The following is a 17,551-nucleotide window of genomic DNA, read 5'->3' as shown; positions in this document are numbered from 1 at the left end:
TTCGTCGTTACGCGTGCCCGACCCGGACGATCCTGAAGCCCGCGTCGGCCAGGATGACCGGCAATTCCCGGACCGCCTCGTGGTTTCGTTCGCGTAGATCCTCCCGTAGATCCTCCCAGGGGCTCAACGCCGGGTGCAGACGGCGCGCGTCGTCGCGGTCGGGGGCGTACTGCCAGCCGCCGGCCTGCTGCTCCGCCAGCCAGCGCTGGTGCTCCAGGATCGCCAGCCGCTCGATCTCCGGTTCCGCCAGGGCGTGCTCGTCGCCCGGCCCGACCCGCGGCGACAGGGCGCAGCCCAGCTCGCGCAGCTTGCGCCCGATGTCCTTGGCCTGCTCCCGGTTGGCCCTCCGCAGGGTCTCCGAGAGTTCCTCCCAGGGCACCAGCGACGGGTTGGTGCCGGGCTGCTCGCCGTGCCGGCGGCGGGCCACCACGTAGCTCTCGTGGATCACCCGGGCCAACCGCTCCACCAGATCGTCCCCGATCAGCGCCGGATCACACGCGGCGTGCACCACGCCGTAGAGCCGGAGCGCCCCGGAGAGGTCGTCGAGGACGCCGATGCCGTGTCCGCTGCCGAACGCCTCCCGCAGGTTGGCCAGCCGGTCCAACCGGACGACCATCGAACCGGGGCCGCCGTGCCACAACTGCTCGGCGGTCAACGCGGTCTTCAGCGCCTGCTCCTCGTCGTCGTAGCAGATGAAGACCCGGTCCGGAGGCAACGGGAACCCGATCCGGGGAAGCCGCTGCGGCAGGTCGGTGAGCCCGCCGTCGAGCGGGATGATCCGGCAGACCCGGGCCAGGAACGGGTACCGGTGGGTGAGCTGGGCCGCCACCTCGGTCGCCGACTCGTCGACCAGCGCCAGCGGGATCATGTGGGTGCCGTGCGGGTCGCGTACCCGCCACCGTCGGGCCAGCTCGACCAGCACCGCCCGGCCGAACGCGGTGGCCCCGAGGATCACCACCCGGGGTGGCCGCCCGGCCACGGCGATCAGCGGTTCCTCGGTGAGGAGCTTCCGGGCGGCGAGGTCGTCGACGTTGAAGAAGTCCAGCCGGGCGCCGGGCTGCCGGGCCAGACCGAGATGCCGGGCCTGCAACGCCAGGCAGAGTTCGGGATCGCCGACCTGGGCGTAGACGGCCAGCGGGGAGCGGCCGTGCCGGGCCGCCGCCAGTCCGATCGCGGCGTTGGTGGCGCTGTCGTCGGTGCAGGCGTAGACGGCTCGGGCCCGGCTGATCCCCGCACCGTGCAGCACGCTGGGATCCCGGGCGGCCCGGGCCACCCCGCCCACCCCGGACGCCGTGCCGATGTCGGAGCGTACGGTCACCACCCGCCGGCCGGCGGCCCGGAGCCGGCGGGTCAGGGTGTCCGCCACGAGGCCGTCGCCGCAGACGATCACGTGTCCGCGGGCGTTCCGGTCCCGGAGCCGACGCAGTTCGGTGGCGAACAGCAGCCGGCAGGCTTCCACCACGGCGTACGCGGTGACGGCCGGTGCCGCGAACCGGGCGATGTCCAGCAGCGGAGGGAACGGCCCACCCTCGTCCAGCGGCGGTGCGCCGAGCACGAAGAGCTGCAGGTCGTAGTAGAACAGGTCGAACGGGGTGTGGCCGTACTCGCCGGACCTGGACAGGTGCTGGTACAGCCCGACGTAGCCGCAGACGAAGGCGACCACCCCGGCGAGCGCGAAGGCCAGCCTCAGCACGCTCTTGGTCGGGGCCCGGGGCGGCTCGCCGAGGTTGCTCTCGTGCACGGACGCCTTCCCTACCGTTCGGGTGATGACGCAGCGCCATCGTACCGTCGCGGACTGCTGGCAGCGACCGTCGGCGATGGCTGCCGGCCGGACTCGGGCCAGGCTCAGCCGCCCGGCTCGCGGCCAGCTCAGCCGGGCAGCCGGGGGCCGGCGGTGCGCTGGGCGTCGAGCCACGCCTCCACCTCGTCGGCCCGGCGCGGCAGCCCCACCGACAGGTTGACCGCGCCGTCCGCCGTGACCAGCACGTCGTCCTCGATGCGTACGCCGATTCCGCGCAACTCCTCGGGAACCAGGTCGTCCTCGGGCTGGAAGTAGAGCCCGGGCTCAACGGTGAGCACGTAGCCCTCGCCGAGGATGCCGTCCCGGTACTGCTCCTTGCGGGCGTTGGCGCAGTCGTGTACGTCGATCCCGAGCATGTGCCCGAAGCCGTGCAGCGTCCACCGGCGGTAGACCATCGACTCCTCGTCCATCGCCTCGTCCACGCTGACCGGCAGCAGCCCCAGGTCGGAGAGTCCTTCGGCGAGCACCCGCATACAGGTGCGGTGCACGTCCTTGAACGCGACCCCGGGCCGGATGACGTCGATGCCGGCCTGCTGTGCGGCGAAGACGATGTCGTACACCTGCCGTTGCAGTGGGCTGAAGGTGCCCGAGACCGGCACCACCCGGGTGACGTCGGCGGTGTAGAGGTTGTGCCCCTCCACCCCCATGTCCATCAGCAGAAGTTCACCCGGCCGGGTCAGGCCGGTGTTGTGGATCCAGTGCAGAATCGTCGCGTGCTCACCGGAGCCGACGATCGAGTTGTAGCCGACGCCGTTGCCGTCGTGCCGGGCCCGCAGCCCGAAGACTCCCTCGACCAGCCGCTCGGTCACCGGCCGGTCGGCCGGCAGCACCCGGGCCACGTCCTCGAAGCCGCGTACGGTGGCGTCGATCGCCTCCTGGAGCTGGGCGATCTCCCACTCGTCCTTGACCAGTTTCTGCTCGGCGAGCAGTGCGGCCAGTTCCCGGTCCCGGCCGAGCGGGGTCGGCTGCTCCTCCTGCCCGGCGGCCGGCGCCTCCGGCCTGCGCGGCTCGTACGAACGTACGGCGGCGTCGACCGACGGGTCCAGCCCGCGCAGCACCCGGGTCCGCCGGGGGGCGCAGTCGGCCAGCGCGTCCGCCAGCTCCTCCAGCGGCGCGGTCTCGATGCCCAGCTCGGTGGACTTCTCCGCCAGGGTGTGCCGGCGGCCGACCCACAACTCGCCGTTGCGGCTGCGGAAGAACTCGTCGTTGTCCCGGGACGACCGGGGCCGCATGTACAGCACGGCGTCGTGGCCGGAGCCGTTCGGGCGGAGCACCAGCACGCTGTCGGGAGCGTGGTCGCCGGTCAGATATGCGAAGTCGCTGCCCGGCCGGAACGGATACTCGGTGTCGTTCGCCCGGACCTTCTCCGGACCGGTGGGGATCACCAGGGTCTCACCGGCCAGCGCGGCCGACAGTGCCGCCCGGCGCTTGGCGTAGTTCGGCACCTCGGGGCGCGGCCCGACCGGCAGCGTGCTGTCCCGCCACCCCTGCCGCATGAACTCGAGGAACTTCTCCGGGAAGTCCGGGTCGTGTGACTCGGTACGGGCCGGGTCAGTCTGTCCCGGCTCTGCCGTGATGTCGGTCCGCTCGTCGGACATCGCCGCTCCTCCCTCGTCCGGCTCGGCCCGATCTCCCGCGACGTCTGGTCGGATCCTCGCGAGGTCGATCCGGTTCCTCGTCCGGCTGACCTGATCCCGCTTCTGGCGTGATCCGACGGTACCGTGCCGGACCGGGTCCGGTCTCCCGGCGGTGCCGGCACGCCGCACAGGTCCGCGTGGAAAGATGACCGCCATGTGCGGACTCCTGGCCTTTTTCAGCGCGCACGGCAACGCCGGCGCGCATCGGGACGCCCTGGCCGGCGCGTTGGAATGCCTGCACCACCGAGGACCGGACGAGACCGGTGTAGAGGTGATTTCGACGCCGGACGGGTACACCGACGCCGTCTTCGCGCACAAGCGGTTGTCGATCATCGACGTGGCGCTCAGCCACGAGCCGCTGCCGTACGCGAACGGCCGCTACCTGCTGACCTTCAACGGTGAGATCTACAACTACATCGAGCTGCGCGAGGAACTGGCCCGCGACTACGGCGCCCAGTTCTCCACCAACGGCGATGGCGAGGTGATCGTCGCCGGGTTCCACTACTGGGGCGAGCAGGTGCTCACCCGGCTGCGCGGGATGTTCGCCTTCGTCATCTGGGACCGGCAGTTGCGCCGGGCCTTCGGCGCCCGGGACAACTTCGGGATCAAGCCGCTGCACTACCTGCAGACCCGGGACGGTCTCTACCTCGCCTCGGAGAAGAAGGCGCTGCTGCCCTTCGCCCCCTCGGCGCACGCCGGCGACGCGGGCGTGGACACCGCCAGCCTGTCGCACTACCTGACCCTCCAGTACGTCCCCGAGCCCGGCACCCTGCACCAGGGGATCAGCCGGATCGGATCGGGGGAGTACCTGACCTGGACGCCGGGCCAGCAGATCGAGGTACGCCGCTGGTACCGGCCGGTGTTCCGGCCCGCCCCGGTCCAGGAGCCGCAGAAGCTGTACGACCGGATCCGCGAGACGCTGCGGGAGAGCGTCCGGATGCACATGCGTGCCGACGTACCGGTGGGCTGCTTCCTGTCCAGCGGCATCGACTCGACCGCCGTGGTGGCGCTGGCCCGGGAGTTCAACCCGAACATCCTGACCTTCACCGTCGGCTACGACGTCGACGGGTACTCGGAGATCGAGGTGGCCCAGGACTCGGCCCGGCACCTCGGGGTCACCACCATCCCGACGAAGATCGGGCCGCAGGACATGATGGAGGCGCTGCCGAAGATCGTCTGGCATCTGGACGACCCGGTCGCCGACCCGGCCCTGGTGCCGCTCTACTTCGTCGCGAAGAAGGCCGCCGAGCACGTCACGGTGGTGCTCTCCGGCGAGGGCGCGGACGAGTTCTTCGGCGGATACACCATCTACCGGGAGCCGCTGTCGCTCGGTGCGGTCAACGGCCTGCCCGGCGGGGTCCAGAAGGGGCTGCGCGCGGTCTCCAAGGCGATTCCGCAGGGGGTGAAGGGCAAGAGCTTCCTGGAGCGCGGCACCACCCCGATCGAGGAGCGCTACTACGGCAACGCCCGGATGTTCACCGAGGAGGAGAAGCAGCACCTGCTGCGCCGGTACGACCCCTCGGTGCGGTACACCGACGTCACCGCCCCGATCTACGCGGAGTCCACCGAACTGGACGACGTGACCAAGATGCAGTACATCGACCTCTACACCTGGCTGCGCGGCGACATCCTGGTCAAGGCGGACCGGATCTCGATGGCGCACTCGCTGGAGGTGCGGGTGCCGTTCCTCGACCGTGAGGTCTTCGACGTCGCCGCCGGCATTCCGGTCGACCTGAAACTGCCGCCCCGTTCCGATGCCACCAAGTACGCGATGCGGCAGGCCCTGCAGGGCGTCGTTCCGCCGGCCATCGTCAACCGGCGGAAGTTGGGCTTCCCGACCCCGACCCGAGTCTGGCTGGCCGGCGAGATGTACGACTGGGCGCGGCACATCTTCTCGATCTCCGGCGCGGGTGACCTGCTCGACCTGTCGTACGCGATGCGGCTGCTCGAGGAGCACCGGCGGGGCGAGGCCGACCACTCCCGCAAGATCTGGACGGTCCTCATCTTCTGCGTCTGGCATGCGATCTTCGTGGCCCGCACCCTCGACCCGGGCATCCAGCGCAACCAGTCCGCCCTCCTCACCAAGCCGGTAGTCGGCAGCATGGTCCGCTGACAAAGTGAAAGGAAGGGCCCCTTCTTATCGTTTTCTGTAGAAGAAGGGCCCCTTCCTAACACCTCACCTCACCTCACCTCACCGAAAACGGGCCCGGCGCCATCGGCGCCGGGCCCGTTCGGTGTGCGGTGGTGGTTACGGACTGCTGCAGGTCAGCGTCGGCACGGCGTTGGTACTGCCGCTGACGCTGCCGGTGAAGCCGAACGTCCCGGTCCCACCGGGTGCGAGATTGCCGTTGTGACCGACATTGCGCACCGTCACCGAGCTTCCGCTCTGGCTGTGCGTACCGTTCCACAGGCTGCCGATGGTCTGGCCGTTCGCGAAGGTCCACCGGACGGTCCAGCCGCTGAGCGACGAGGTTCCGGTGTTGCTGACCGTCACGTCCGCCTGGAAGCCACCGGACCAGTTACCGGTGAGGCGGTAGGCGGCGGAGCAGCCGGCCGAGCCACCCGGTGCCGTGGTCGGCGGGTTGGTCGGCTGGCTGGTGGGCTGGCTGGTGGGCTGGCTGGTCGGCGGGTTGGTGGGGTTCGTGCCGCCCGACCCGACCCCGGTCACCTGGCCGTTTCCGCCGTCGAAGACCACGTCGGAGCAGCCGAAGAAGTTCTCCTGGCTGTCCGAACGGACCCAGCGGGAGTAGATGATGTGCCGGCCGCTCTTACCGCTCGGCAGTTGCCCGCTGAAGTAGTAGTGGCCCTCGTTGCTGCCGACCGAGCCCTGCTGCGGCGGGTTGGTCACCGTCAGGAACGGCGTGCTCTCCAGGCTGCTCCAGTTCAGCGCGCTGGTCGGGCTGAAACCGTCCCGGGTCACGTAGAAGTAGAACGTGCCGGGGTGGTGGGCCCAGTTGCTGTACTTGAAGTTGAAGTTCCCGCCAGCGGTGAGGTGGGTCAGCGGCCAGTCGTTGCGGGCCAGGTTGTAGCCGCTGAAGCTGCTGTTCCCACCGCTGCAGAGCTGCCCGTCCGGAACGAAACCGGTGGTCCGGCCGCCCGCGTCCGAGCGCAGCACGCTGAACCAGTTGTAGAGCGAGTTGGCCCCGCTCTGCCCGACCGCCGCCGCGCACGCCGGGTTGTTGGGGCGGATGTCGCCCTGTGGGCTGAGCCCGTCCTTCCAACAGAGGAAGGTACGGCTGCCCGGTGCCATTGCGGCACCGTGGGCGACGGCCGGGCTGGGATTGACCACCGCGATCACGCCGGCGGTAAGCGCGGCCACGGCGCCGAGCACCGCGATCCTGCGAAGACGTTTCACCGAGTTCTCCTTCTGGGGGCGGTACCGCAGCGGGAAGTTGACGCTGCGGGCAACCTGCGGGGGACCCGCGGCAGGCGGGCGCCCGCTTCCGACACTGTTTGCGGTATCGCCGGCCTGCCCCGGAGGGTGGTGGGCTGGTATCTGCCGGACGGCAGGCGGCGACACGGCGCACAGTCCGATCACGGATGTGTGCTCCTCGGCGTGGCCCCTGCCGGCACCCGGCACAGCGCGTCAGCCCCCGCACTGGCTCGGTACGGGCAATCGCATCACGAATCCGGCTCCGACGCAATAGGCAGATCTCGATGAGACACTTCCGGCCGATCGACCGTGGTCGACCGGCCGGGAAGCTGACCAGGGATCGGATCGGACCGATCGGGGATCGGATCGGATCAGTAGTTCTCGGCCAGGTGCTCCCGACCGGCCGGTGGGTCGTACGGCTCCGGCCAGAACTCGGTGATCCGGACGATCAGACCGGCATCGTCGAACTCGAAGAAGGAGAGCGCCGGCAGGTCCTCCCCGTCCACGGCGACCCGGACCCACGACGCCGCGTGCGCGCCCTCGCCCACCACCCGCTCGACCGTCACGTGCCAGTCGCCGGGATACTCGACGTTGAAGCGTACGAACGCGTCGCGTCCGTTGATCCGCTGGCGGGGCTGTGGCAGGTCGTAGACCACGTCCTCGGCGAGCAGTGCGGCGAAGCCCGTCCAGTCGCGCGCCTCGCAGATGGTCCAGTATTTCGAGACAGTCTCGTGTGCCGTCGTCATGACGCCGGAGTGTGCTCGCGAGGTGTGACATCAGCGCGGTCAGGACGTGGGTACGGGGATGGCATCGACGGGTGGGTCAGACGCGGGGTTATCGGGATCGGCATGGTGCTCGGCGATGGATCGGGGAGGCGCGATGGGTTACGCGGTGGTGCTCGGCGAGGCACTGGTCGACCTGTTGGACGGGGAGTACGACGGGCAACCGGTGTACCGGCAGGCGATCGGCGGGGGGCCGCTCAACGTCGCCGTCGGGGCGGCCCGGCTCGGCGCCGAGGTGGAATTCGTCGGGTCGCTCGGTGACGACGTACTCGCCGGGCGGATCCGGGGCTTCCTCGACACCGCCGGGGTCGGCCGGCAGGGCGTCGTGGTGCGACCCGCTCCGACCACGCTCGGGGTGGCCACCTTCGCCGGAGCCGAGCCGGACTTCCGGTTCTACGGTGAGCCGCTCTCCTACGGGCTGCTCGGGCCGGAGGATCTCGACGTACCGCTGATCACTGACGCGGCGGTGCTCTACGCCGGCTCGATCGTGCTGCTCTGCCCGCCGGTGCTCGCCGCCGCCCGGCGGGCCTGGGCGCTCGCCACCGGCCTGCGGGTCTTCGATCCGAATGTCCGGCCCCGGCTGCTGCCGGACCAGGCCGCGGTCGCCGACCTGCGGGAGGTGGTGGCCGGCTTCGTCTGCTCCGCCGACCTGGTGAAGTTGAGCGCCGCCGATGCCGAGGTGCTGTACGGGGAGGCATCGGCCGAGGCCGTGGCGCTGCGGCTGCATGCTCTCGGGGCCGGCACCGTCGTGATCACCGCAGGGGCGCGCGGCGCACTGGTCTCGACGGGCACGGGCGGAGCACCGGTCTGGCTGCCAGCCCCCGTGGTCGAGGCGGTCGACGCGACCGGAGCCGGCGATTCGGTGATGGCGGCCCTGATCGCCGACCTGATCATCGACGGGTCGCCGACGGAGCCGACCGGCTGGCTGGAGCGGGTCGGCTACGCGCTCCGGGTCGCCGGGCTGGTCTGCGAGTCACCCGGCGGCGCGGTCGCGATGCCGACCCGGGCAGAGGTGGCCCACCGCTTTCCGACCTGACGCGGCAAGATGCGACCCGCCGCTTTCCGAATCTGACGCGGCAAGATGCGACCCGCCGATTTCCGACCCGACCTGGTAACCGGCCGGACGTGGCCGGTCTGCCCGGCACGGCCTCGTGGAGCCGGCACGGCCGCTCGCGGCGGCGGGATCCGGTCAGGCGTCGCCGCGCAGTTCGGCGTATCCACGCCGGACGGCGGTGAGCCCGGCTTCCGGGTCGAACGGGGTCCGCGCGGCGACCCGCTCGGCCGGCGCCCGGTCGGCGTCACCGTTGCGGATCAGCCAGCTCATCGTGGCCAGGTCGTCGTGCTGGACCTGGATGAAGTCCTGGCCGACCACGGCGCCGTGTCCCGGTACCACCATGGTGCCCGGGGTGGTGAGCCGGAGCAGCTCGGCCACCGTCTCCACCCACTCCAGCGGATACGCGTCCTCGAACGCCGGTGGCCCACTCTCCTCGATCAGGTCACCGGTGACCAGTACGTCGGCGTCGGGCACCTGCACCACCAGGTCGCCCTCGGTGTGGCCCCGCCCGAGGTGCCGCAGGAGCACCGTCCGGCCACCGATATCCACCGTGGATTCCTGGTGTACGGCGTGCGTCGGCGCGAGGATCGTCGTCCGGGCGAGTTCGGCGGCGAGCCCGGGATCGGCGTTCAGCATCTCGTCGTACGCGTCCCGGCGGCACGCGGCGGCGTGTTCGCGGAGGAGTTGGAGGGTCGCCTGGTGGGCGTACACCGGTCGGTGCTGGTCGGCGGCGACGGTGGCGTTGCCGAAGCAGTGGTCGAAGTGGTGATGGGTGTTGACCACGGTCAACGGGGCCGAGGTGAGCACCCGGACCGCGGCGACCAGTTCGGCGGCCTGGGCGGCGGTGGAGAGGGTGTCCACCACCAGCGCCTCGCCGTGGCCGAGCACCAGGGTGACGTTGACGTCGAGCATCGGCTGTCGCAGCACGTACACCCGGTCGGCGATCTCGGTGAAGGCGACGGTCATGAGTTGCCGAGCGCCCGGTCCACGAAGCGCTGCCGGTCGACCATGACCCGCTCGACCCGGCCGTCCGCGACCGTCGTCGTTCCCTCGGTGACGGTCACCTCGAACAGCAGCCGTCGCCCGTCGACCTTTGCCAGCCGGGCCTGCGCCACGACGGTCCGACCGACCGGGGTCGGTGCCCGGTGGTCCAGTTCGACCCGCAGGCCCACGGTGGTCATTCCCGGTGGCAGCCGGCGGGCCGTCGCGGCCACCGTGGCCGCCTCGGCCAGTGCCAGCACCCGGGGCGTGCCGAGCACGGGTACGTCTCCCGAGCCGACCGCCTGCGCGGTGTCGACGTCGGTGACGGTCAGTTCGACCCGGGCGGTCAGCCCCGGTGGGAAGACGCCCTCGGATTCGGGCGGACGCTCGCGTTCCTGCCGCTGGCCCGTCACCTGCTCCGACTCCTGGCCCGACCCCGGTTCCCGGGCCGACTCCGGCTCGACGGGGCGCTGCTGTTCCATGGGCAGAGCCTAGATGTTCCGGCTGCGCCGGTCGGCGACACGCCTGACCGGGACCGAAACGATCGGATGGTCGACAGCCCCGCTGCCGGGGACCCGTGGTGGCTGCGCCGCGAGTCCGTGGGCGGCGCGGTCGGATGCGGAAGCAACCGGAGCAACGGCACCGGCGGCGGCTGTGCGGAGGTCGCCGGCAACTGCCCGCTGCGCCCCGCCCGTGGCCCGCGCACTCGTCGACGCCGGACGTCCGTCGTCCCGATGCCGGACGTCCGTCGTCCCGGGCCGGCCGGGCCGCGTAACGGCGACCGACCGGCCCGGGACACCAGCCGTCCCTGCTGACTCGCCCCCGATCAGGGCCGGCGCAACTGCTCGGCGGTGATCCGCTGGGTCAGCCAGGCCGGTACGGCGATCAGCACCAGCCCCACCACCAGGGCGCCGGCCGCGAGCCAGAGGGTCGGGGCGATCCGGTCGAGCACCCGCCCCATAGCGAGGTCGAGCAGGCTGGCCAGGGTGGCCGCCAGCGCGGCGGTGGCGAGACTTGCCAGGGTGAGTCCGATGGTCAGCGGCAGTGCCCCGAACGCCACCTCCCCGGCGGTGATGGTCCGGGGGCTGGTGCCGACCACGGACAGGGTGGCGTTGCCACGGCGGCGTTCCATCGTCCGGTCGACCGCGGCGGCGGCGAACGCGCCGATGCCGAGCACGAAGCTCACGGTCAGCCCGGTGACCAGCAGTGTCACCAGCAGGTTGCCGTCGAAGCCCTGTCGCGTTCCGAAGTTGCCCTGGAGGAAGCTGGCCGGCGAACGGGCCGCGACAACCCGCGCGGCACGGTCGGCGGTGGCCAGGTCGGCGGCGACCAGCGCCGGCCAGAACAGCGCCGAGGATTCCAGCGTGGCGCCGAGTGGTGACTGGCGGGGGATCAGCAGTTCACCGAGTTGGGCCATGTTGAACCGCGCGGTCAGGTGCAGGACCTGCTCCGGAACCGGGATCCGGACCCCGCCCTCGGTGACCACCTCGGTACCGGGTTCCGGGGGCCCGGCCCAGCCATACCCCCCATCGAACTCCAGCCGGTAGGTCGTGCCGTCCACACAGGTCTCCCCGGGCCGGAGCACGAAGGTGCCGGTGAGGTCGGCGCAGGCCCCGAGGAGCAGGGTGCTCGCTCGGCCGTCGACGGTCGCCTGGACGCTGCGCAGGTCGACGACCTGGACGCCGGGCAGCTGCCGCAGCTCGGCCGTCGGCACCGAACCGGGCCCGAGGACCTGGTACAGCTCGGCCCCGCCCCGGTCGTCGGTCGGCACAAGCCCCCGGTCGTTGGCCAGCAGGCCGACGCCGAGCGTTCCCAGTCCGGCCACGTAGATCATCACGGTCAGCGCGGCGACCAGCCGCGGTGCCACGCCGGGGGCGTGGCGCAGCCGGGCGGCGGCCAGCTCCAGCCAGACCGGGGTACCGGGCAACCGGGCCACCAGCCCGGCCGCCGCGTATCCGAGGGTCGGCAGGGCCAGCGGCAGCGCCAGCCCGGTCAGCAGTAGCGCGCCGGCGAAGAGGAGAGCCTCGGGCTGCCCCGGATCCTTTCCGCCGAGCACGGCGGCCAGCGCCGCGCAACCCAGCCCGGCGAGCAGGGGAAACAGCCGCCAGAGCCCGGGTCGGCGGCTCGGCGCGTCCCGGCGTACCGCCAGCGGGTTGGTCCGGGCGGGCCAGGTGGCGACGACCCCGATCGCGACCGCGTAGGCGACGGTGACCGTCAGCACCACCACGATCACCATGGCCGGCAGGGAGAGGTCGGCGGCGTACCAGTGCAGCCGGCCGATCCGCCAGCCCTGGGAGAGCGGGCCGAGCAGCGCGTACCCGGCCAGGCCGAGCAGGGCACCGGCGGAGGTGACGATTCCGGTTTCCACCGCGTTGACCAGGGTCGCCTCTCGACCCGAGACCCCGAGCAGGCGCAGCGCGGCGATCCGGCGATCCCGGGTGGAGGCCGACAGCCGGGCGCAGGTGGCCAGGTAGACGCCGAACGGCACCAGCACGAACAGGGCGAAGGCGAGCCCGAGCAGTCGGGCCGGGGTGAAGGCGTCCGGGCCGGAACTCTCCGCGCCGAGGGCGTACTGAAGGGGGGCGCCGAAGCCGGTGACCGGCTGGTGCTCCCGGAGTTCGGCATGCTCCGGTGGCGGCGGCGGGGCAGGGTCCGTGCCGACGTACGCCAGCAGTTCGTTGGGGGCCAGCAGGCCGGCCTGGGTGATCGTGCCGACGATCCGCTGCGGGAACCGGCCGGCGGCCCGGGGGTCGTCGGCGATCAGGTCGCGCAGTGCCGGCGAGACGATGATCTCCCCGGGCCGGGGGAGCGCGGCGATGCCCGGCGGGTGCGGGCTGTCGGCGGTGACTCCGGCCACGACGGTACGCCGCAGCGGCCGGTTGCCGATCCCGTCCCCGATGTCCGTCACCCGCAGCGTGGTCGCGCTCGCGCCCGTCTCGTCCCACACCGGGGTACGCGCCTGCGCCCGCTCGTGTTGCGCCCCGGCGACCGAGACGGTGGCGAGGGCGCCCAGCACCAGCAGTACGCCGAGCGCCGCCCCCGACGACATCAGCGCGGTACGCAGCAGTCCGCCCCGCCCGGAGCCGATCGACAGCCGAAGCCCGAGCCAGACCCAGCGCCTCATGCTGCTACCCCCTTCGTTCGGGACTGCGGGGCTCGCAAACCCGGCTCACTCCTCGCGCTCACGGTTTCGCTTTTCGTTCGGGACTGCGGGGCTCGCAAACCCGGCTCACTCCTCGCGCTCACGCTGCTACCCGTCCGTCGCGGAGGAAGACGGTGCGGTCGGCGTACGCGGCGACCCGGGCCTCGTGGGTGACCATCACGACGGCGCTGCCCTCCTTGCGGGCCAGTCCGGTCAGCGCGTCCAGCACCACCTCACCGGCGGCACTGTCCAGCGCGCCGGTGGGCTCGTCGGCGAAGATGACCGATGGCCGGTGCACCAGGGCCCGGGCCACCGCCGCCCGTTGCGCCTGGCCGCCGGAGACCTGGCCGGGGCGCCGGTCGGCCAGGTCGTCCACCTCCAGCTGCCGGAGCAGTTCCCTGCTGCGGGTCCGGGCCTCGGCCCTGGGGGCGGAGAGCAGCCGCAGCGGCAGTTCGACGTTCTCCCGCAGCGACAGCTCGGGGACCAGGTCGCCGAACTGGAGGACGAAGCCGAACGAGCGGAGCCGCAGTCTGCTGCGCCGACTGTCGGAGAGGTTGTCGATCCGCTGTTCGTCGAGGTGTACCTCGCCGTGCTCGGGGCGGAGGATGCCGGCGAGCACGTGCAGCAGTGTCGACTTGCCGGACCCGGACGGCCCCATGATGGCGACGATCTCGCCGGGGGAGATCGCCACGTCGGCGTCGCGCAGCGCGACGGTCTGGCCGAATCGGATGGCGAGGTTGCTGGCCTTGAGGATCATCGGTTCTCCTGCCGCGCGCCGTGGGTGCCGGGTACGGCCGCCGCCGGGTCGGGGGCGGCGTTGACGAGCGCGGCCAGCCGGTTGAGCCGGGCGGCCGCGCCGTCGATCCACCGGAGATCCGCGTCGAGGTGGTACATCTCGAAGTCGGCGTCGAGTTGCCCGAGCAGATCGCCGGATTGCCGCTGGACCCGCAGCTCGCGCATCCGGGCCAGGTGTGCCTGGCGTTGTCGGTCGAGCATCGGCTCGGCGGGCCGGCCGCTGGAGAGCGCGATGAGCACCTTGGCGAAGAGAACCTTGCGGCTGGCGGTCACCTCGGGCACGTCCGGCTCGTCGAGCCAGCGGTCCAACTCGACGACTCCGGCCTCGCTGATGGCGTAGACCCGACGGTCGGGGCCGACTCCGGCGGCGACCCCGGCGAGGCTGATCAGCCCGTCGCGGTCGAGCCGGTTCAGGGTGGCGTAGACCTGGGCCGACTTGAGCGGCCGACTGGTGCCGAACCACTCGTCGTAGCGGCGCCGCAGCACGTAACCGTGCTGGGAGCTCGGTTCGAGCAGTCCGAGGAGGATCCGGGACACTGACATGTCGGGACACTAGCAATCGAGTTGCTACGCTAGCAAGCCAGTTGCTAGTGGCGCCGGGTCGAGCCGTTCCGCACCGCGCTAGTCGGGCTCCGTCTGCCCGGAAGCGGTGACGTTCGACAGCACGTGTCGTTCTATGACGTTGCCCAGCGTGAGGGTGATCTGCGGGCTGAGATGGTGTCTGTCGATGTAGACCAGGGTGTCGCCGATGATCGGCGGGCACTCCCGCGCGGAGCAGAGGTAGTCGTTGAGATCGCGCACCTGGCGGCCCTTGCCGCGTACCAGTTCTGCCTCGCTCCGACTCAAGTCGACGTTGACGGAGGTGGCTCGGGGAAGACTGCAGGCCAACGCGGCAGAGAGCCGTGCCGACAGGCAGCCCGGGACGTCGGCGTCGGCATAGGGGGTGTCGGCCAGCACTGTCAGACGTGGTACGAAGGAGAGCCGGTCGAGAGTCTTTTCCATACCGGCCAGCCACTCCTGCTTCGGAACGGCCCCATCGTGAGTGGCGTTCGTACTGTTCGCGATGATCACCAGCTCGGGCCGCTCCGTGGCGATCCGGTCGAGGGCTCGGGAGCGCCATTCGTCGCACTCGTGGTATTCGCGGCCGAGATAATTGCTCACCTTGCGTACGCTCGCGCTCGGACATCCGGACTTCGTCAACGACACGAGACGGAACCCGCGCCGGTCGGCGACCGCTCTCAGCGGCGGAAACCACTGGGCGGCATGTGAATCGCCGAACAGGACCACGGTGACCTCCGAACCGGCCTGCCCGTACACGCAGTTCTGGACGACCTCGTCGTGGAAGTCGGCGTGGCAGCCGTCGGAGAAGATCGACGGGAAATTGGCTCCGGCGGACCGCAGGGGAGGGTTGAGGTTGCTCGGGACGTAGCTGGTCCAGTCCTCCTGCCCGATGGCGGAGCCGGCGACGGGCTCGGCCGTGCGATCGACGTGAAGAACCGGTGGTATCGCGATCAGGACGGCGGCGGCAGCGCCGACGGCGGTGCTGGCGGCACCGACGGCTATCGACCAGACGGGCCTCGCGCTGAGCCATCGTTGATGCCGTAACGGGTTCTCCACCAGTCGATAGGTCAGCCACGCGACGACCACGGTCCCGGCAAGCACGGCTCCCCGGGCCGGCCAGGACAGAGAACCGCCACGGATTCCACCGGCCAGGACCAGCAGGGGCCAGTGCCACAGGTATATCGAGTACGACAGCCGGCCGATGAAGGTCAGCGGAGCACTGCCGAGCACTGTCTGCAGCGGCCCGCGATGACGTGTCCCTACGGAGATCACCATCGCCGCCCCGATCACCGGTACGGCTGCGGCCCACCCTGGAAATGTCGCGCTTTCCACCAGCAACGGCGGCGCGACGAGGATGAGCAGAAGCCCGCACCAGCCAAGCGCCTGCGCCAGCGGTGCCGGCCAGGAACCCGCTCGACCGAGGAAGAGGGCGAGCAGACCGCCGAGGGCCAGTTCCCAGGCGCGGGTCGGCAGGCTGAAGAACGCCCACGGCTGGGCGGACGTCGTCAGGACGACGCTCAACGCGAACGACCCGGCGAGCACGCTGGCGATGACCACCCGAGCCGCGTTGACGACCCCGAGCCGGTTCAGCACGAGGCAACCACCGATGAGCAGCACCGGCCACACCAGGTAGAACTGCTCCTCCACCGCCAGGGACCAGTACTGCTGGTACAGCGACGCCCCGACGTGATCGTGCAGGTAGTCCGTGTTTCGAAGCGCGAACCAGTAGTTGGCCAGGTAGCCCAGGGTGGCAAGGGCGTCCTGTCGCAGGTCGAGCAGTCCCAACGGCGACAGGACGAGCTTTGCCAGGCCGAAGGTGGTGAGCGCCACCACGAGCGACGCGGGAAGCAGCCGGCGGATGCGCCGGGCGTAGAACCGACGCAGGTTGATCCGCCCGGTTGTCTGTCGCTCCCTGACCAGCAGTCCGGTGATCAGGTAGCCGGAGATCAGGAAGAAGACGTCGACTCCGACGAAGCCGCCGTCGAATCCCGGCGTACCGACGTGGTAGAGCACCACCAGAACGACGGCGAGCGCTCGCATGCCCTCGATGTCAGGGCGGAAGGACGACACCTGCGACACCGAGAGCTGTTCTTGTTTGGACGGTGGCACTGTTGCTCCCCGGCCGACCGATATCGAGCAAATCCCCGGGAATCCTAAGCGGCCGAAGAGGCGTATTATCCGGAATAGGCGAAATCTCGCCTTGTTGCCTGCCTGCCCCGGATGGCGGCGGCCGTCGACCGCTCGACGCGGTGCCGTCGTCCCTCTCGCAGTCCTCCCTGGCGGCGCCGTTAACCTGGTGGGCGATGCTCGTTACCGTTACCGACACCCCGCCCGCGTCGCCACCCGGCCCACCGGCCCCGGAGGGCCTGCGCCGTCGTCGGCTCGTCGCCATGTCGATCTGGTCGGTGGCCTTCGTCGCCGGCTGGTTCCTGATCGGTCTGCCGACCGACCCGCTGTACGCCTTCGCCTGGCTCTGGGCCGCCACCATCGCGTGGCGCAGCGACCGGCCGTGGCGTACCCACCTGGGCTTCGCCCGGGACTGGCTCCCCGTGGTGGTGCTGCTGGCCCTCTACAACCTGTCCCGTGGCTTCGCGGACAACGGGGCGACGCCACACGCCATGGAGTTGATCGTCGCCGACCGGTGGATGTTCGGCTGGGCCATGGACGGCCAGGTGCCGACAATCTGGTTGCAACAGCACCTCTACGACCCGGACGCCATCCACTGGTGGGACGTCGGAGTCAGTTGGGTGTACTTCTCACACTTCGTGGTCACCCTGGCCGCCGCGGTGGTGCTCTGGCTGCGGGAGCGGGCCCGCTGGGCGGCGTTCATGCGCCGGTGGGGCTTCCTCTGCGCCAGCGGCCTGGTCACCTACTTCATCTACCCGGCGGCGCCGCCCTGGTGGGCCGCCCAGTACGGGATGCTGGAGGAGGTCGCCCGGATCTCCACCCGCGGGTGGAAGGAGTTCGGCATGCACGGGGCTGGCAACCTGCTCAACGCCGGCCAGATCGCCTCGAACCCGGTGGCCGCGATGCCGTCGCTGCACACCGCCTGGGCGCTCTTCGTGGTCGTCTTCTTCCTCGGCGTGACCCGGCGGCGCTGGTGGCCACTGCTGCTCTGCTATCCGCTGGCGATGACCTTCACCCTGGTCTACGCCGGTGAGCACTACGTGATCGACGTACTGGTCGGCTGGGCGTACGTGGGGCTGACCTTCCTGGCTGTCGGGCTCGCCGAACGGTGGTGGGCGGCCCGCAAGGCCCGACGCCGGCCGTCCGAGGCGGAGCCGGCGACCGCCGACCCGGAGCCGGTGGACCCGCCGTCCGCCACGATCGGTGCACAGCGCCCCGGTCAGGACGAGAGCGGTCAGGACGAGAGCGGTCAGGACGAGACCGGTCAGGACGAGACCGGTCAGGACGGGACCGGTCAG

Annotated in this window: 13 protein-coding genes; 3 read left to right on the top strand and 10 right to left on the bottom strand. The window is 71.0% G+C overall.

Features of this window, described 5'->3' with window-relative positions; all coding sequences use genetic code 11:
* Nucleotides 1-7: 7 nt before the first annotated feature.
* Nucleotides 8-1,741: a RyR domain-containing protein gene (locus tag I0C86_RS18510; protein WP_196202499.1), complete on the bottom strand. Its 1,734-nt coding sequence runs from the start codon at nt 1,739-1,741 to the stop codon at nt 8-10.
* Nucleotides 1,742-1,869: 128 nt separating this feature from the next.
* Nucleotides 1,870-3,399: an aminopeptidase P family protein gene (locus I0C86_RS18505; protein ID WP_196202498.1), complete on the bottom strand. Its 1,530-nt coding sequence runs from the start codon at nt 3,397-3,399 to the stop codon at nt 1,870-1,872.
* A 193-nt stretch (nt 3,400-3,592) separates the two neighbouring features.
* Here I0C86_RS18505 and asnB point away from each other — a divergent pair, with 193 nt between their 5' ends.
* Nucleotides 3,593-5,551, top strand: coding sequence for an asparagine synthase (glutamine-hydrolyzing) (gene asnB, locus I0C86_RS18500; protein WP_196202559.1), 1,959 nt, complete (start codon nt 3,593-3,595; stop codon nt 5,549-5,551).
* Nucleotides 5,552-5,686: 135 nt separating this feature from the next.
* Here asnB and I0C86_RS18495 read toward each other — a convergent pair whose 3' ends face one another.
* Nucleotides 5,687-6,793, bottom strand: a complete 1,107-nt coding sequence (locus I0C86_RS18495; protein WP_407676317.1) for a lytic polysaccharide monooxygenase — start codon at nt 6,791-6,793, stop codon at nt 5,687-5,689.
* Nucleotides 6,794-7,182: 389 nt separating this feature from the next.
* Nucleotides 7,183-7,557: a nuclear transport factor 2 family protein gene (locus I0C86_RS18490; protein WP_196202497.1), complete on the bottom strand. Its 375-nt coding sequence runs from the start codon at nt 7,555-7,557 to the stop codon at nt 7,183-7,185.
* Nucleotides 7,558-7,690: 133 nt separating this feature from the next.
* On the opposite strand from I0C86_RS18490, the gene I0C86_RS18485 reads away from it, so the two are divergent.
* Nucleotides 7,691-8,629 carry a PfkB family carbohydrate kinase gene (locus tag I0C86_RS18485; protein WP_196202557.1) on the top strand — a complete coding sequence of 313 codons (939 nt, stop codon included), beginning with the start codon at nt 7,691-7,693 and terminating at the stop codon, nt 8,627-8,629.
* Between the two features lie 153 nt (nt 8,630-8,782).
* On the opposite strand, the gene I0C86_RS18480 is transcribed toward I0C86_RS18485, so the two are convergent.
* The 6 genes from I0C86_RS18480 to I0C86_RS45090 form a co-directional block, all read right to left on the bottom strand.
* Nucleotides 8,783-9,613: an MBL fold metallo-hydrolase gene (locus I0C86_RS18480; protein WP_196202496.1), complete on the bottom strand. Its 831-nt coding sequence runs from the start codon at nt 9,611-9,613 to the stop codon at nt 8,783-8,785.
* Nucleotides 9,610-10,041, bottom strand: coding sequence for a thioesterase family protein (locus tag I0C86_RS18475; protein ID WP_323373717.1), 432 nt, complete (start codon nt 10,039-10,041; stop codon nt 9,610-9,612). The genes I0C86_RS18480 and I0C86_RS18475 overlap by 4 nt, the downstream gene beginning before the upstream one ends.
* 413 nt (nt 10,042-10,454) lie before the next feature.
* On the bottom strand, nt 10,455-12,752 hold the full coding sequence (locus tag I0C86_RS18470) for an FtsX-like permease family protein (protein ID WP_196202494.1): 2,298 nt from the start codon (nt 12,750-12,752) through the stop codon (nt 10,455-10,457).
* A 118-nt stretch (nt 12,753-12,870) separates the two neighbouring features.
* Nucleotides 12,871-13,527 (bottom strand): ABC transporter ATP-binding protein, encoded by a 657-nt coding sequence (locus I0C86_RS18465; protein ID WP_196202493.1) that lies wholly within the window; start codon nt 13,525-13,527, stop codon nt 12,871-12,873.
* On the bottom strand, nt 13,524-14,108 hold the full coding sequence (locus tag I0C86_RS18460; protein WP_196202492.1) for a PadR family transcriptional regulator: 585 nt from the start codon (nt 14,106-14,108) through the stop codon (nt 13,524-13,526). The genes I0C86_RS18465 and I0C86_RS18460 overlap by 4 nt, the downstream gene beginning before the upstream one ends.
* A 78-nt stretch (nt 14,109-14,186) precedes the next feature.
* Entirely contained in the window at nt 14,187-16,235 is a 2,049-nt protein-coding gene (locus I0C86_RS45090; RefSeq protein ID WP_196202491.1) for an acyltransferase family protein, read from the bottom strand.
* Nucleotides 16,236-16,516: 281 nt separating this feature from the next.
* Here I0C86_RS45090 and I0C86_RS18450 point away from each other — a divergent pair.
* Nucleotides 16,517-17,551 (top strand): phosphatase PAP2 family protein (locus I0C86_RS18450; RefSeq protein WP_407676320.1); only part of this gene is annotated, 1,035 nt, incomplete at its 3' end.

Origin of the sequence: Plantactinospora alkalitolerans, assembly GCF_015690345.1 — a bacterium.
Taxonomy (GTDB): Bacteria; Actinomycetota; Actinomycetes; order Mycobacteriales; family Micromonosporaceae; genus Plantactinospora; species Plantactinospora alkalitolerans.
This window is presented reverse-complemented; position numbering and strand designations above follow the sequence as displayed.

What these genes read in the sequence shown, in the direction of transcription:
- I0C86_RS18505 (WP_196202498.1), bottom strand. Translation starts at nt 3,399, where the DNA reads ATGTCCGACGAGCGGACCGACATCACGGCAGAGCCGGGACAGACTGAC.
- asnB (WP_196202559.1), top strand. Translation starts at nt 3,593, where the DNA reads ATGTGCGGACTCCTGGCCTTTTTCAGCGCGCACGGCAACGCCGGCGCG.
- I0C86_RS18490 (WP_196202497.1), bottom strand. Translation starts at nt 7,557, where the DNA reads ATGACGACGGCACACGAGACTGTCTCGAAATACTGGACCATCTGCGAG.
- I0C86_RS18485 (WP_196202557.1), top strand. Translation starts at nt 7,691, where the DNA reads ATGGGTTACGCGGTGGTGCTCGGCGAGGCACTGGTCGACCTGTTGGAC.
- I0C86_RS18480 (WP_196202496.1), bottom strand. Translation starts at nt 9,613, where the DNA reads ATGACCGTCGCCTTCACCGAGATCGCCGACCGGGTGTACGTGCTGCGA.
- I0C86_RS18470 (WP_196202494.1), bottom strand. Translation starts at nt 12,752, where the DNA reads ATGAGGCGCTGGGTCTGGCTCGGGCTTCGGCTGTCGATCGGCTCCGGG.
- I0C86_RS18465 (WP_196202493.1), bottom strand. Translation starts at nt 13,527, where the DNA reads ATGATCCTCAAGGCCAGCAACCTCGCCATCCGATTCGGCCAGACCGTC.
- I0C86_RS18460 (WP_196202492.1), bottom strand. Translation starts at nt 14,108, where the DNA reads ATGTCAGTGTCCCGGATCCTCCTCGGACTGCTCGAACCGAGCTCCCAG.